The organism is Flavobacterium indicum GPTSA100-9 = DSM 17447, assembly GCF_000455605.1.
GTDB lineage: Bacteria > Bacteroidota > Bacteroidia > Flavobacteriales > Flavobacteriaceae > Flavobacterium > Flavobacterium indicum.
The window spans coordinates 597,793-613,362 of record NC_017025.1 but is presented as its reverse complement, the minus strand read 5'-3'; the positions used below and the strand labels follow the sequence as shown (position 1 = coordinate 613,362).

At 30.2% G+C, this 15,570-nt stretch carries 14 protein-coding genes; 1 reads left to right on the top strand and 13 read right to left on the bottom strand.

Translation table 11 applies throughout. From position 1 onward, the window contains the following. Window position 1 precedes the first annotated feature (1 nt). From KQS_RS14570 to rsgA, 8 genes are all read right to left on the bottom strand, one after another. Window positions 2–3,541 carry a gliding motility-associated C-terminal domain-containing protein gene (locus tag KQS_RS14570; RefSeq protein WP_041251965.1) on the bottom strand — a complete coding sequence of 1,180 codons (3,540 nt, stop codon included), beginning with the start codon at window positions 3,539–3,541 and terminating at the stop codon, window positions 2–4. Next, window positions 3,531–4,811, bottom strand: a complete 1,281-nt coding sequence (locus KQS_RS02560) for a 3-phosphoshikimate 1-carboxyvinyltransferase (protein ID WP_014387649.1) — start codon at window positions 4,809–4,811, stop codon at window positions 3,531–3,533. The genes KQS_RS14570 and KQS_RS02560 overlap by 11 nt, the downstream gene beginning before the upstream one ends. After that, window positions 4,808–5,137, bottom strand: a complete 330-nt coding sequence (locus tag KQS_RS02555; RefSeq protein ID WP_014387648.1) for a DMT family transporter — start codon at window positions 5,135–5,137, stop codon at window positions 4,808–4,810. Before KQS_RS02555 ends, KQS_RS02560 begins: the two co-directional genes overlap by 4 nt. Window positions 5,138–5,214: 77 nt before the next feature. After that, on the bottom strand, window positions 5,215–5,541 hold the full coding sequence (locus KQS_RS02550) for a nucleotide pyrophosphohydrolase (protein WP_014387647.1): 327 nt from the start codon (window positions 5,539–5,541) through the stop codon (window positions 5,215–5,217). A gap of 1 nt (window position 5,542) precedes the next feature. Then, window positions 5,543–7,552, bottom strand: coding sequence for a DUF3857 domain-containing protein (locus KQS_RS02545; protein ID WP_014387646.1), 2,010 nt, complete (start codon window positions 7,550–7,552; stop codon window positions 5,543–5,545). Next, window positions 7,549–9,417, bottom strand: coding sequence for a DUF3857 domain-containing protein (locus tag KQS_RS02540; RefSeq protein WP_014387645.1), 1,869 nt, complete (start codon window positions 9,415–9,417; stop codon window positions 7,549–7,551). The genes KQS_RS02545 and KQS_RS02540 overlap by 4 nt, the downstream gene beginning before the upstream one ends. A gap of 92 nt (window positions 9,418–9,509) precedes the next feature. Further along, on the bottom strand, window positions 9,510–9,962 hold the full coding sequence (gene dtd, locus KQS_RS02535; RefSeq protein WP_014387644.1) for a D-aminoacyl-tRNA deacylase: 453 nt from the start codon (window positions 9,960–9,962) through the stop codon (window positions 9,510–9,512). A gap of 76 nt (window positions 9,963–10,038) precedes the next feature. Continuing rightward, a complete protein-coding gene (gene rsgA / locus KQS_RS02530) occupies window positions 10,039–11,019 on the bottom strand; it encodes a ribosome small subunit-dependent GTPase A (RefSeq protein ID WP_014387643.1) in 981 nt (326 codons plus the stop codon). Between the two features lie 215 nt (window positions 11,020–11,234). On the opposite strand from rsgA, the gene KQS_RS02525 reads away from it, so the two are divergent. Next, window positions 11,235–11,693 (top strand): hypothetical protein, encoded by a 459-nt coding sequence (locus tag KQS_RS02525; protein WP_014387642.1) that lies wholly within the window; start codon window positions 11,235–11,237, stop codon window positions 11,691–11,693. A 28-nt stretch (window positions 11,694–11,721) separates the two neighbouring features. Here KQS_RS02525 and KQS_RS02520 read toward each other — a convergent pair whose 3' ends face one another. The 5 genes from KQS_RS02520 to KQS_RS02500 form a co-directional block, all read right to left on the bottom strand. Continuing rightward, complete coding sequence (locus tag KQS_RS02520) at window positions 11,722–12,804, bottom strand: bifunctional 3-deoxy-7-phosphoheptulonate synthase/chorismate mutase type II (protein WP_014387641.1); 1,083 nt, start codon at window positions 12,802–12,804, stop codon at window positions 11,722–11,724. A 42-nt stretch (window positions 12,805–12,846) separates the two neighbouring features. Next, the gene (locus tag KQS_RS02515; protein ID WP_014387640.1) at window positions 12,847–13,671 is read right to left on the bottom strand and encodes a prephenate dehydratase; all 825 of its coding nucleotides are present in this window, start codon (window positions 13,669–13,671) and stop codon (window positions 12,847–12,849) included. Between the two features lie 199 nt (window positions 13,672–13,870). Then, window positions 13,871–14,557, bottom strand: coding sequence for a GTP cyclohydrolase I FolE (gene folE, locus KQS_RS02510; protein WP_014387639.1), 687 nt, complete (start codon window positions 14,555–14,557; stop codon window positions 13,871–13,873). A gap of 11 nt (window positions 14,558–14,568) precedes the next feature. Beyond that, entirely contained in the window at window positions 14,569–15,252 is a 684-nt protein-coding gene (locus tag KQS_RS02505) for an SDR family NAD(P)-dependent oxidoreductase (RefSeq protein WP_014387638.1), read from the bottom strand. Between the two features lie 5 nt (window positions 15,253–15,257). Next, window positions 15,258–15,569 carry a TIGR03643 family protein gene (locus KQS_RS02500; RefSeq protein WP_014387637.1) on the bottom strand — a complete coding sequence of 104 codons (312 nt, stop codon included), beginning with the start codon at window positions 15,567–15,569 and terminating at the stop codon, window positions 15,258–15,260. Between the last annotated feature and the right edge of the window lies 1 nt (window position 15,570).

Sequence of the window (15,570 nt, the reverse complement as noted above, 5' to 3'; positions counted from 1 at the left end):
ATTATCGTTGCAAATACACCCAACCTGTCTTAGATTCCCCAGTTGTTTGTAAAATAACATAATAATAGGTAGCTGCCGGCAATACATTACCTTTAAAGTCTTGTCCGTACCATTCTTTTTTATAGGCTGATTGTGAATACACTTCTAGACCATATCTGTTGAATATTTTTAACTCTTTTACATCGAATCCGCTTAAATCGAAATAATCATTCAACCCATCATCATTAGGGGAAATTCCTTTTGGGATAGCACATAATAAATTCAAAACTGTAATGGTCTCATTTAAAACGCAAGTCCCATTATCTACTGTAACTGAATAATCACCAATTGCTTCTTCATTTATTTGAATTGGATTACTATTACTTATATAGCCATTTGGACCTGACCAATTATAAGAAACATCTTCTATATTGAATGAATTATTAATTGGTACAACTTGAAGTGTTTTCACATTGTCACTACATAAATCTTGAATATAAAATTCTGGAGAATTTGCAATCAATACATTAACAACATAAGGAACTGAATTACAAATGCCATTAGATATAATTAAAGTATAATTACCACTCTGTTCTGGTTGTGCGTTTAAAATTTCAATATTTGGATTATTTGAAATAAATCCATTTGGACCTGTCCATGTGTAAGTATATGAGATGTTATTTTGATCGCCAACTATTTGAACAGTGTCATTTTCACAAACCGAATAATTAGGTATTAAATTTAAAACCTCTGGATTTTGATTAAAATTAATTGTAATTATAGCTTCATCACTATTTGAACAAAAACCATTTACTTGATACGAAAATTGATAGGTACCAAAACTAACATTTGTAGTATCCCAATTAGAACCTATTAAACTGCCGTTTGAATTACTAAGTTCTATCCAAAATCCATTGTTATCAAATGTTCCACTCAAGAGATTTTGCAAATTAACAGTCCCTTGATTTCCACAATAAGTAATCGTATTATCATTACCTGCATGTGGATTATTTAAGGCATCAGAAATAACAAATGTTAATTCTGTATTTAAACATGAACTCGAGTTTAAAGTATTTACAATTCTAACATGATAAACTCCAAAATCATTAGGATTATTAAAAGGTATAAAATTTAATGCATTCGTTGTGCTTAAAATTGTAGTTGTTGCATTATCTTTCCACCATTCATAAGTTAAAAAACTAATATTGGGCACTGCTAAACTTCCATTTTGTGCATTACAAAGAATAGATGAAGTAATATGTAATGGTGCTAAATTAGTTATTTCAATTATTCTATTAACTAGATTTCCACAAGAATCTTCAGCTTGAAAATTATATATTCCTGGTGCTAAATTTATAAAATAATTTGAATTCCCATTATTTATCAAAAATGGATTTCCGTCTTTTGTGGTAATCCTATATTGAAACGGAGGTGTACCAATTACATTTACAACCGCTTCTGAATTACCATTACTACACCCAAATTGATTTACAGAATCTATAATAGGATTTGGATCAACTTCGAAAGAATAAATTTCTTTAACACAATCTATACTTCCCCCATTAGCTGAAAAAGTTTGAAATGATTTTAATATTCTAAATTGTCCTGAAAAAGCCAAATTCAAATTATTAACTGAAGCATTTAGTAGTAATGAATTACCCGTATTAGGATCTGAACCATTAACATAAATTATACCTGATGAAGGATGAACCCAATTTCCAGTTGAAACATCTAACTTTTGCAACCAATATAAAATAGTACCAGACGCATTACTAGCATGAGTAAATTGTAAATTAAACGAACCACAATTTCTTTGAATTACAACATTTGAAGTTGTTTGAGTATATCCTGAAATTGCAATTGTATCAGTTCTTGAAACTCCACATGAATTAATAGACTGAATTACATAATTACCATCAGGAACGTTAGACAAATAAAATGAATTTGCTGAAATTATAGATAAATTCAACGGTAAAGTACCAGTATAACTACTTGGAGCATTGATTAAGACTGCAGAAACTACATTTACATCAGAAATCATTCTTGCCGAACCAAATCCTAGATCACACCCTGGTCTTTGTGTGATTGAAAAACTATTGGGTATATAAGGTGGTACAATCACATTTAAAGTGTATTCAATTCCACAAATATCAACAATATGAAAAATATAATTACCCTCCATTAAACCTGTCATAATTAAATTATTAGAAACAGGATCAATAAAAGAAGTTACATCATAAGGCAGCGAATTGGGGAATCCATTAGGAGCAGAAATTATAGAAACTGATTGCATTAAAACAGTACTTAAAGTCACCATTACTTTACCACAACCGTCTGAAGAAGCTATATAAGTTGACATAGCTGGAATATTTTGAACATTTATCGATTTTGATGCAGTTCTGCCACACGCATCTGTAACTGTTATGGTATAACTTCCTAAAGGGATAGAGTTTCCAACACCGCCATAAGCTGTACTATTTCCTAAAAAAGGCCCTGGATGTAGTCCATTATATGCAATTGGATTAAAGCCAGATGGAAATGAAGTAAAATTTATTGTATATGGTGCAATAAAATATGATGGTGTAATTTCTATTTGTTTTGTTGAACAATTCAAATTATTTACACTTAATGCAATATCAAATTTTCGATTAACTGGGTTATTATTTAAGGTATAAACATTTCCACATGCATCTGTAGCAACTAAATTATAATAATATTGCTGACCATTATGAAATGGAATATTTTGTAAAACAACATTACCTGAATTAACACTTTGATTTAATACTACAGGTGTACCTCCTCCAGGAGGAAAGACAGTGTATTGAAAATTAATAGGATAGGCAATTGTAAAACCAGATAAAGCTGCAAAATAATTGGATACTTTTAGGGTATTACAATCAATTAATGGAGGAACAACCGTGCCAAAATCAATATTTAAACCCGGTAAACTTTGTAATAAGGTATAAGTTTGAATTACCGCATTTCCACATGCATCTACAACTCTAATTTGATACTGCCCAACGGGCAAATTATTAAAAACATTTGTATTTTGAATTCCAGTAGTAATAGGACCATTTATAATTTGATACGTAACCGGGTTTCCCGAATTAACATTTACAGTTAAAACGCCTTCATTTCCACATATTGGTTTTACTCCAGAAATGGTATAAGATAAATTTTGAATGGTATTTATTATTGTTGCGTTTTGCTGTTGTGTCCCTGAATTTGCTCCTAAAGTTTGAGTTGCAACAACCTGATACACCCCTGAATTTAAACCAGTTAATGTAGTATTTGTAGTTACTGCTATAGGCGTAGTTATATTAGGCAATAAATAAACAGAATAAGTTAGAGCAGCACCAGGTGTCGTATTTGTAACCAAAAAATTTAAACTCCCATTTCCTAAACAAGTTTCATTAGAAGCATTAACTTGAAATGTAAAATTTGATAATTGAGCAAACAATGATTGTATTGACAATAATGCTACTATGAAAAAAGCTCTAAAACACATCGAAATATTTATTACAAGATGCACATATAATATAATAGTTGCGTTAATTTTCAATTATTTTTATACCCGTTTTTTGTAAATCTTCCCAAAACATGGGATACGATTTACTTACCACTTCTGCATCTTGAATTACAATTGGCACTTTTAAAGCTAAAGGCGCAAATGCCATTGCCATTCTATGATCTTGGTAGGTTTTTATAGACACATTCTCATTAATACTGTTTGAACTTTCCAAATGCAATGAATCTTCTGTTACAGCAATTTTTGCACCTAATTTTGTTAACTCAATTTTTAAAGCTTCAAGTCTATCTGTTTCTTTAATTTTTAAGGTGTGTAAACCGAATAAATCACACGCAATTCCTAATCCAAAACAAGTAACGGCAATAGTTTGAGCAATATCTGGAGAGTTTCTAAGTTGATAGTTGACAGTTGACAGTTGACAGTTTTTTACTTTTGAAATAGTAATTGTATTTGTATTATCATTATTAAAAAAAGTTTCCACTCCAAAATCTTGATAAATATTTGCTAAAACTACATCACCCTGTAAACTATTTTTTTTATAACTCGATAATGTAATTGTTGTTCCTACTTCCGAAAGTGCAACCAATGAATACCAGTAGGAAGCAGAACTCCAATCTGATTCAACGGTTAATTGAAAGACAGATTCGAGTGGAGCGAACTGGTGTAAACCAACGCGTTCAGCATGACCAACAGTGATTGTATTACCCACAAATGAAGTTTTCACACCTAGTTCATTTAATAAAGCCAACGTCATTTTAATGTAGGGAACAGATGTAATTTCACCTTCCAAATTTAACGCTAAACCATTTTTCAATTTGGGTGCAATTAACAATAAAGCCGAAATATATTGACTACTTACATTGGCAGGTAATGAAATTTTATCCTGAATGAGCGATTTTCCCTTAATTTTTAAAGGTGGAAAACCTTCTTGCTCTAAATATTCTATCTCGGCGCCTAATTGTTTTAGAGCCTCGACTAAAATTTTTATTGGGCGTTCCTTCATTCGTGAAGAGCCTGTTAAAACCACTTCCCTACCTTCTTGAATTGCGAAAAAAGCAGTTAAAAAACGCATGGCAGTACCTGCATGATGTATATCCACATGCAACGGTACATAGATATCATTTGATGTAACCAAATCTAGCGCCTTCAACATCACTTCTGAATCATCTGAATTTGAACAATTTAGAATTTCAATTTCAGGATACAAAGCTTTTAATAGAATTAAACGATTGGTTTCCGATTTACTACCTGTGATTGCTAAAACTGTAGATCTAAGTGTTGATTTTTCTAATTTTAAATTCATGAAACAGCAACGTATTTTAAACCAATGATTGAAGCGATTAATGTGAAAAGAAAAAATATTCTCCAAAAAGTAGCCGGTTCATTAAAAAAAACAATTCCAGCTATCACACTTCCTACCGCGCCAATACCGGTCCAAACGGCATAAGCAGTACCAATAGGAATTTCTTTTGTCGCTTTGACTAATAATACCATGCTTATAGTCAAGCAAATTAAGAAACCAGCGTACCAAATCCACATTTGATGTCCAGTGGTTTCTTTAGCTTTTCCTAAGCAAGTAGCAAATGCTACTTCAAAAAGACCTGCAATGATGAGTAATATCCAGTTCATATTTTTAATGGTGAGTTATGAATGGTGAATTATATTTTTTAATTCATAATTTACAATTCATAACTCACAACTCACCTTTATTTCAGTTTATCGTTATTGTGATGACGATCGTGATCGCGCTTTGTTTTTAAATCCATTTTTTTATCGAAAGCAGCTTGTAAATCTACGCCTGTTTGGTTAGCTAAGCATAAAACTACAAAAACTACATCGGCAAGTTCTTCACCTAAGTCTTTGTTTTTATCACTTTCTTTTTCTGATTGTTCGCCATATCTACGAGCAATAATTCGGGCTACCTCACCTACTTCTTCAGTAAGTTGGGCCATATTAGTTAATTCATTGAAATAACGAACTCCGTGTTCTTTAATCCAATTATCAACTTCTTGTTGGGCGTTTTTCAGATTCATTTTATATCTTTTTTAAAACTATTTTCTCATTCATTTTTAAATAAACCTTATTAAAGAACTCTTTTAATTCCTCATAATATTCAGGGTTAAAAATGGGAGTAAAAATACTTAAATTTGAGGATATTTGAATATTATCACCATTTTTAGCTATGTAAAATGTGAATTTTGCAAGACCATCGCTCATTTGTAAATTAATTTGTGTTGGTAACGATTCAATTTCATAACCTTGTGGAATTACATAATGCATGGTATAATTATCAACCATTGGAGTCATGAAATCTACTGGATAAGTTCTTTTTTCAGCTTTAAAAGGATTTTCATTTAATTTGAAAAACATAAATGGGTTAAAATAAATTTTATTACTTATGATTTCAGAAGCATTTGTGTATTTAAACTTAATTACTTTATTAACATTTAAATCTACATCTTTTTTATTTTCAATTTTATAATCAATTACTTCAATTCCAGTATAATCTTTCTCAAATTTTTCTAAATAAGTTTCATCAGTTAAATTTGCATAATCTCTTCTAAAAATATAGGCACCCCTTTGAATTAAAGATTGATTTAAAGTACCCTCAACATTCCCTTCGTTTGTGATAGTCCCAGAAATAGTATTGTTTTCTTTTGCAAAATTAGAAGGTGACAAATTTACTTGAGACGAACTTCCATTATTTCTAACAATTATACCTAAATAATTTAAAGCTCTATCTGGCAACATATCAATTTGAAGGTATGGATCGGTAATATCTAGTAGTAAAACTTTATTTTCTAATTCTACACCACATACAACATAATTGAATGCACTTATTGAAGGAAATATTGGAATTGCTCTACTTCTTGTTGATAATAGTACAGGGTTTGCATCTACACCCGAACTTCTTAACATTGAAACTAACATCAAATTTAAATCGGCAACATTACCTGTTTTCTCCTCATAAATTTTACTTAGTTTTTTTGAAGTTTTATATCCATAATTTTCGTTCCATTTTAATTTTGATTTTAAAAAATTAAATATAGCGTTGATTTTATCTTGAGTAGAACTATTATTAATTGCTAATTTATTCAAATCATTTGAATAATAATCAGTTAAGTCAATTTGTTTTCCAAATTCATCTTCTTCATAAATTTTCTTGACTACATCTTCCCAAGTTTCAGAAATTAATTGAAAAGGTTTATTTTTAAATTGAATAGACGCTAATTCGAATTCTAAACTACTAAGGTAATTTTTATAATCATTTGAAAAAGGTTCTTCTTCAAATGCGGGAACATTTATTAAAGACATTTTCACTATATTATCAATATAATTAATTTCCTCGTATTCTATAGTTGAAGTTGGACCTTGTCTTGTTGAAAGAGAAGCACCTGTTCTTACTTTATTTGATAACGTAATTTTTTTGTCTTTTTTTTCTTTTATAATTTCAGGATTTAAACCTCCTCTGAAATGATTATTGTAAACATAAAATTCAGGAACTTCAAAAACATATTCTGAATAATCTACTGGTATAGTAGATTGAAATTCCCATTTATTTATATTCTGAAAATATTTTGATTTTATTACATATTTATATTCAACAATACTACCTACTTTAACATTAGGCATCGAAATTGATATTTTTCTCCAATTCTCGTTAATATTTTCATTGAAATTTCCATCTGAATTCAACTTTGTTTTTTCAATTTTACCATTTACTAAATTATAAGTAATAGCTTTTGAAAAATTTATTGTTTCATCGGATTCACCTTTATATAAAGCAATTTCAAAATTCGCAGCATCTAATCCTTCTTTTTTATAAATTTTCATTTTAACTTCAACTTCTGTATACAAAGAAAAACCATCCGAACCATAGTCAAAATACGATCTCCCTTTTTTAAAAAGATAGGCCGCAACAGCTGAAGTATCTTGAGAGTGTTTAGTTTGTTTTAATTCTTCAATTGTAACAGTACCTAATTCTCTTTTTTGAGCACAAAGTAAACTCGGCAAAAAAATAATTAACAATAATAGTTTTTTCATTTCTTTTCTAATAAAATTTTTAAATTATCTAATTTGGAGATTAATTCGGTAAATTGTTTAAAATCTTCATATTCTGACGCCATATAGTTACCATCAAAAAAATTAAATTCTCTTTCATAAATCAATTCATCATTTACGACTTTTAAATTAATGATGTAATTTCCAAACTTTGTTTTAATGTTAACATTATCAGGAAGATTTTTAATTGTATAAGTAACGGGTATTTTAATTTTTATATTTTCTTTTTCAGAATATCCATAATTAATTTTAAAAGAAAACTTTCTATTTCTAACTTTAGCAACTGGAGATTTTCTTTGAAAAATATTAGGTGTTACAATTAAATTTTCACCATCTTTTGACAAATAGTCACTACAAGTAAACTCAACTGTTTCAATAAATTTTTGAGCTTGTTTATCATCATTAAATTTAAACTTTTCGATTTTAAGATTATTTAGATGACTGTATTTTTCTTTATAATGATTTTTAAGATTATCTAAATTTAAATTTGATAATTTTTTTGCACTATCATAATTAATTCCAAATGATTGTAAATTCATAGTTGCATTGATAGAATTATCCTCATTTAATAAAACCGTTATTTCATTATGTTCTAAATTAGTTAAATAATCATATTTCTTGGTCTCAATTATTTCTGCTCCATTTGGCTTAAACACAATCGCATTTCTGTTGGAAGTAAATTGCCCTAAATAACCAAGAGGAGCATCTAAATCTGTACATTCAACAAACATTAATTCATTGTCAAATGGTATAGCAAGTATCATATGATTACCTTGAAATGAAATATCTTTTTCATCAATTAATTTTCTAGTTCCACCATATAAAACAGCACAATAAGATTCTATACCAACTTCATTTAAAAGCGCTCGCATATAGTTACTTAAACCTTTACAATCTCCATAACTATATTTTTCTACATCTTCAATTGGCATAGGACACAAACCTCCTTCTTTGACTTGTATACTCACATATCTCTTAGAATTTTGAAGATAATCATATAACTTTTTAATTTTATCAATTTTGGAATCAGTCGGTTGAACTATTTCTTTAATTTTTAATTTCGTTTTATCATTTAAAACAATGTTATCTTTTAAAAAATTAGCATAATAATCTATTCCGAAATTTTTCCATGAATCACATCTAAATTCAAAACCTTCATAATTTATTTTTTCGAGATAGGGATTAACTTTTAAAATTTCATTATCATAATCCATCAAATATTCTAATTTTAAAGCTTTAAAATTTGACATTTCATAACCATTAGAAATTTTTTCCACTTGAAATTTGTCAAAATTTTTTTCTATAAAATTCAACTTTAATCCAGACTGATTATTTACTACGTAACTACTTTTTAGAACTGCTATATTTGAGTTTTGAATAGGAACCCAAGAAGAAATAAAAGAAGTGTTTTTAGAGTTAACTTGGTAATTATATTTTAAAATAAATGGATAGAATGTTGGAACATATTGAAATGATTTTACCCGATTATCACTATAAATAGAAACTCCATCAGAGGCTGAAGTATCTGTAAAATCATTTGAAGAAAATTTTTTAAATAAGACACCCTTAGTGTTATAAATTTCAACACCTATGTTGTTTATTTTTTTAGATTTATCATAAGTTTCTTCTAATGTTAACTGTTTAAAACCCGTTTCATTTAAAACTAAACATTCTAAATTATAATTTTCTTGATAAGCATTAATAGATTTAATGTTAATCAATAAATTTTCATTTAAAACAATTACGTTAGCATGTTCTTTAAATTCCTCAATATTACCTGGTAATGAATGTTTTTGTGAAAATAAAATATTAATAAAAAACAGTAAAACTAAGCCAATTTTATTCATGATAAAACGTTAATTTTCGAATTAAGAATTGGCGTAAATGTAATAAAATTTTCTAAAAAAATACAAAAACCGAATTTATAATTTTATTACTATTAATCTTTATTTTTGGTATCAATAATAATAGTTACGGGGCCGTCGTTAATTAAAGCGACTTTCATATCGGCTCCAAATTGACCCGTTTGTACTTTTTTACCTAATTCAATTTCCATTTGATGAACAAAAGATTCATACAATGGTACAGCAATCTCAGGTCTTGCTGCTTTGATATAACTAGGTCTGTTACCCTTTTTAGTAAGTGCATGTAATGTAAACTGACTGACAACAAGCATTTCTCCCTTAATGTCTTTAACAGATAAATTCATTACTTGGTTTTCATCTCCAAAAATTCTTAAATTGGCTATTTTAGAAGTAAGCCAATCAATATCTTCTTTAGTATCAGCGTCTTCAATACCAACTAAAACTAATAAACCCTGTTCAATTTGGGCGACTATTTTTTGATCAATGGTTACTGAAGATTGTAAAACTCTTTGTATTACAGCTTTCATAAATAATAAAACTTTATAAAATAATAGAGATTCTGAATCGAGTTCAGAATGACAAACTGTGACTTAAAACTGTAAACTAACTTTTCCTTGTTTCATCACTTGCTTTTCGATCGGCATCATAAATATCATTTCGATAGGTTTCTTCGTCTCCTTCCAAAATTTTAAGATAGCTGTTGTATCTAGACCAAGCTATTTCGTCTTCTTCTAACGCTTTTTTAACTGCGCAATGGGGTTCTTCTTTGTGTAAACAATTATTAAATTTACATTGGTCTTTTAAAGCAAAAAATTCAGGAAAGTAATCTCCAATTTCTTGTTTTTCCATATCTACCACTCCAAAACCACGTATTCCGGGAGTATCAATAATTTTTGCTCCAAAAGATAAGTCAAACATTTCTGCAAAAGTCGTAGTATGTTGGCCTTGACTATGTGAATCGGATATTTCCTTTGTTTTTAAATTTAAACCTGGTTCTAATGCGTTTACCAAAGTTGATTTCCCAACCCCTGAATGTCCGGAAAACATACACACTTTATCTTTCATTACTTCTTTTAATTCCGCAATTCCTTTACCCGTTGCAGCCGAAACACGCAAACATTGATAACCTATTTGAGAATATATATATTGCAAGTACAATTGTTCATCTTCTATCTCTTTAGTAAAGGTGTCGATTTTATTAAAAAGCAAAACCGCTTCAATTCCGTATGCTTCAGCAGTAACTAAAAACCGATCAATAAAACTCGTTGTTGTAACAGGATTATGAATGGTAACAATTAAAAAAACAACATCAATATTTGAAGCAATAATATGCGTTTGTTTGGATAAGTTCACCGATTTTCGAACAATGTAATTTTTTCGATCATGAATGGTGTGAATTTGACCAATTACCTCATCTGTTGTTTCATCTAAATCAAAATCAACTAAATCACCTACCGCAATTGGATTGGTACTTTTAATTCCTTTCATTCGGAATTTTCCTTTTATTCTGCATTCCACAAAATCACCTGCCTCTGATTTTACGGTATACCAACTTCCTGTAGATTTATAAACGGTTCCTGTCATTTAAAGTTAGAAGTAAGAAGTTAGTCCTTCAAAACTAAGGATAACTAATAATTATTTAAACAAAGATAATATTTCTTATGAAAAAGAATAAATAAAAAAACAATTCATATTTAATGATGTAGTTAGAAATTTACCTTTTAATAATTCTGATAATATTTAATATAAATTAATATTATTATTTTTGTTTGAACCATTTAATTAAAAATTATAATCGTATGAAAAAATTTAATTTTTGTTTGATATTTTTTTTAACAATATCAAGTGCCGTTTTCGGGCAAATATCTGAATTCAAAATTGTAACAACAATCGAATCTATTGTACCTGGAGGAGCGGGAAGATCTAGAATTATTGAAAACGGAACTGAAGTTGACTACACTGAATTTACAACTGTAAGAAGCAAAGAAGGAAAAGACAAAACAAACAAGGACCGTTCTGATGTTAAAATTGATGATTTAAATGAAACTACTCTTGTAAATTTTTACAGTATGGTAGGTATAAATTTTCAAAATATTGCCTCTAATGACGCTATGATGACCTCACTTTTAAATAAATACAGCAAAGATGGTTGGGATTTAATTCAGATTACAAGCGCAGCAGAAAGTGATGCCGGAAAAGATGATGGTAACGGAATATTTATTACAAGATACTTCTTTAAAAGAGCAGTTAAAGAATAAAAAAACCTCTTCAAATGAAGAGGTTTTTTTATTCTTTAAACACTTTTTCTTGGTGGCTAATACTTTCTTGATGAATGGCTTTAAATAATTTCAGCCAAAACCCCTCACTCAATCCTTTTTCTTCGCCATCTAATATCATTCTGCCCAATACCTCATTCCATCTATTACTTTGCAATACTGCAACATTTCGTTCTTTTTTCAACATTCCAATTGCATCAGCAATTTTCATTCGCTTGGCCAGTACATTAATTAACTTAGCATCCAATTCATCTATTTGTGTTCGTAATCCCGCTAATTTCTGATTGTACTCATCGGCATCATCCGATTCTTTTCTCACTTTTAAATCAACACATAATTGTTTTAATGCGGTTGGTGTAATTTGTTGCGGTGCATCACTCCATGCTTTATCTGGATTACAATGTGTTTCAATGATTAATCCGTCATAATTTAAATCTAAAGCTTGTTGTGATACTTCTTGAATCATGTCTCTTCTGCCTGTAATATGCGACGGATCGCAAATCAAAGGCAAATCGGGGAATTTACTTTGAAGTTCAATTGCTATTTGCCATTCTGGATTGTTTCTGTATTTTGTTTTTTCATAAGTAGAAAAACCTCGGTGAATGACACCTAATTTCTTGATTCCCGCATTATACAAACGTTCTAAACCTCCCAACCACAAGGATAAATCAGGATTCACCGGATTCTTAAGCAATACAATTTTATCAGTATTTTGAAGTGCATCTGCAATTTCTTGAACTGCAAAAGGATTTACAGTAGTTCTTGCGCCTATCCATAATACATCTATATTGTGTTCAAGAGCCAATTTAACATGTTGTGCATTAGCTACTTCAACCGCCATTAACAAACCTGTTTCCTCTTTTGCTTTTTGCAACCAATTCAACCCTATTTCACCCACACCTTCAAATCCGCCTGGTCGTGTTCTAGGTTTCCAAATTCCTGCTCTAAATATACTTACATCAGAATTTTTTAATTCTCTTGCAATTTCTAATACCTGTTCTTCTGTTTCTGCACTACAAGGTCCAGCAATTACTAATGGATGCGATAATTTAAAATCATCTAACCAAGTGCCTAATGCTTTACTATTTTCCATAGCTAATTTTATAATGTTGTAAATTTAAAATTTATTTTCCGTTTATATTTGATTTCCTAGAGGATATTCCCCTAATACTTTAAATTGTTTAGTCATCAATTCCATTACTTTTTTTGCTTTTTCATAGTGAGGGTACTTATCAAAAACAACATCAATAAAAAAAGAATAGTGAAATGGTGTTTCAATTATTGGTAAAGACTGAATTTTTGTAACATTCAACTTGCAATTATGCAACACATTGAGCACCGTTGCCAAACTACCGGGCGTATCGTCTAATTGAAACTTTAAAGAAGCTTTATTGATTTTTTTAGACTGATAATTGGTTATTTCTTTTTCTAAAATCATAAAACGAGTAATGCTACTTTCCACCGATTGAACTTCAGGAGCTAAAATTTCCAAATTAAAAATTACTGCAGCTGTTGGTCCTGCAAGTGCCGCAACGCCTTTTGTTTGATTTTCAAAAATATTTTTGGCGGCAATAGCCGTATCATCGCTTTCAATGATTTTAATATGTTTATGCTTTTCTAGAAATTTAGCGCATTGTAACAAGGCAATTGGATGCGAATGAATTTCTTGAATTTCCTCGATTTTTTGTCCAGGTAAAGCCATTACATTCAAGCTTATTTTTAAATAATATTCGCCTACAACATTGAATTGATACGTATCAATTAGTGCATAATTAGGCAATAAAGCTCCAGCAATTGAATTTTCTATAGCCATAATACCAAAATCAACTTCATTTTTTGCCAATTGTTTGGCTACATCTTTAAAAGTTTTACATTCCACCACCTCTATAGTTTCATCAAAATACTGATGTGCTACTTGCTGATGAAAAGAACCTTGAATACCTTGAATTGCTACTTTCATAAACTTATTTTAAAAAAAAAATCCCGATGTAAGCTTACACCGGGATTATATTATATATACTTTTACCAACTTTAGTTTACACAATAACAATCCCGTTTCTGGCACCAGAAATAGAAAAAGAAATTGTTGAAATAAGTAAATAAGTTGTTCATTTTTTTGTTTTATGAAAGGCAAATATATAAAAAGTTTCAGTTCTTCACTACATTTTCAAATAATTATGTAGTTCCATCATTTTTTGCTCGTTTTGAAATATTCCTCCATAGTAACTGGTTACCGTAGCCGAACTTTCATCTTTAATGCCTCGAGAAGACACACACAAATGTTTTGCATCGACAATTACGGCGATGTCTTCTGTTTCTAAAATCTGTTGTAATTCTATACCAATTTGTATTGTAAGACGTTCTTGAACCTGTGGTCGTTGAGCAAAATATTGCACAATTCGATTTATTTTTGAAAGCCCAATTACTTTTCCTTTTGAAATATACGCCACATGTATTTTACCAAAAATAGGGACAAAATGATGTTCGCAATTAGAATAGAACGTAATATTCTTCTCTACAAGCATTTGGTTGTATTGGTATTTATTTTCAAAAAGAGCCACATGAGGTTTGTTCGCTGGATTCAAGCCACAAAAAATCTCATCGATATACATTTTGGCCACACGTTGTGGAGTCCCTTTTAAGGAATCATCTGTTAAATCGAGTCCTAAAACTTCCATTATTTCCTTAAAATGAAAGGCGATTTTATCTTTTTTCTCATCATCAGACAAGAGAAAAGCATCCGCTTTCATGGGAGTTTCTACAGAAGTAAATAAATGGTTATCTCCTATTTCATCAATAGAAAAAGAGACTAATTTTGATGTATCAACTGTTGGGTACTTTGTCATAACTATTTTTTTTAGTTGCTGATTGAAATCAGTCCGTTATCTTGAATAAATATTTGTCCGGTTATACCATTTGAGGAATCATTAAGTAAAAAAACAACCGTTTTGGCTACATCCTCAGGTTGTAAAATCCGTTTTAATGGATGTTTTGCTACCATATTTTCTTTTACAGTTTCATTTCTTAGGATTCCGGCTGCAAGAGGTGTATCAACAATGGAAGGAGCAATAGCATTTACTCGTATTTTAGGCGCCAATTCAGCTGCCAAACTCTTTACCAATCCTTCCACAGCACCTTTAGCTGCACCAATACTGGCGTGAAATGGCATACCGCGTTGTGCTGCCACCGAACTAAACAGAACCACACTCCCTTGATTGGCAAGTTTTAATTGAGGTAAATAATGTTGCATCACTTTAACAGCCCCCATTACATTCACTTGCCAATCATTTGCAAAATCATCCATAGTAAGTCGATGAAACGGCTTTAAGTTAATTGTCCCTACTCCATATACAATACCGTCAATAGCATCTATAGTTGGCAATTCGTCTGTTAGCACATTCAAGGCAAAATGAGTTCCGTTAAACGGAAAATCGGGTGCCGTCCTTGAAACAACGTAACAAAAATCGCCCTGAGCAGAAAGTTGCTGCACCACCTCTTTTGTTATTCCTTTACTTCCCCCAATAATTAAAAATTTTTTCATAGCTTTTATCTTTTTGATATTTTATTTCCTGTGATTTGTCTTTGTAAAGTACATTTAAAGCGATTTATTTCGGGGTTTCGCTTCTGTGCATGTTTTTGACTAACCCCCGAATTGACACGCTTTCTCCACAAATTAAAAGACGAACGTTTCAATTCTTTTCGCATGATTTGAATGACCTCTTTTTCAGGAATACCAAATTGGTACTCAATAGCCTCAAAAGGAGTTCGGTCTTCCCAAGCCATTTCAATAATTCGATCTATTTCAGTTTCTGAAAATGCAGCATTCGGTCTTAACGCTATAATTTTTGTTCCACTCATA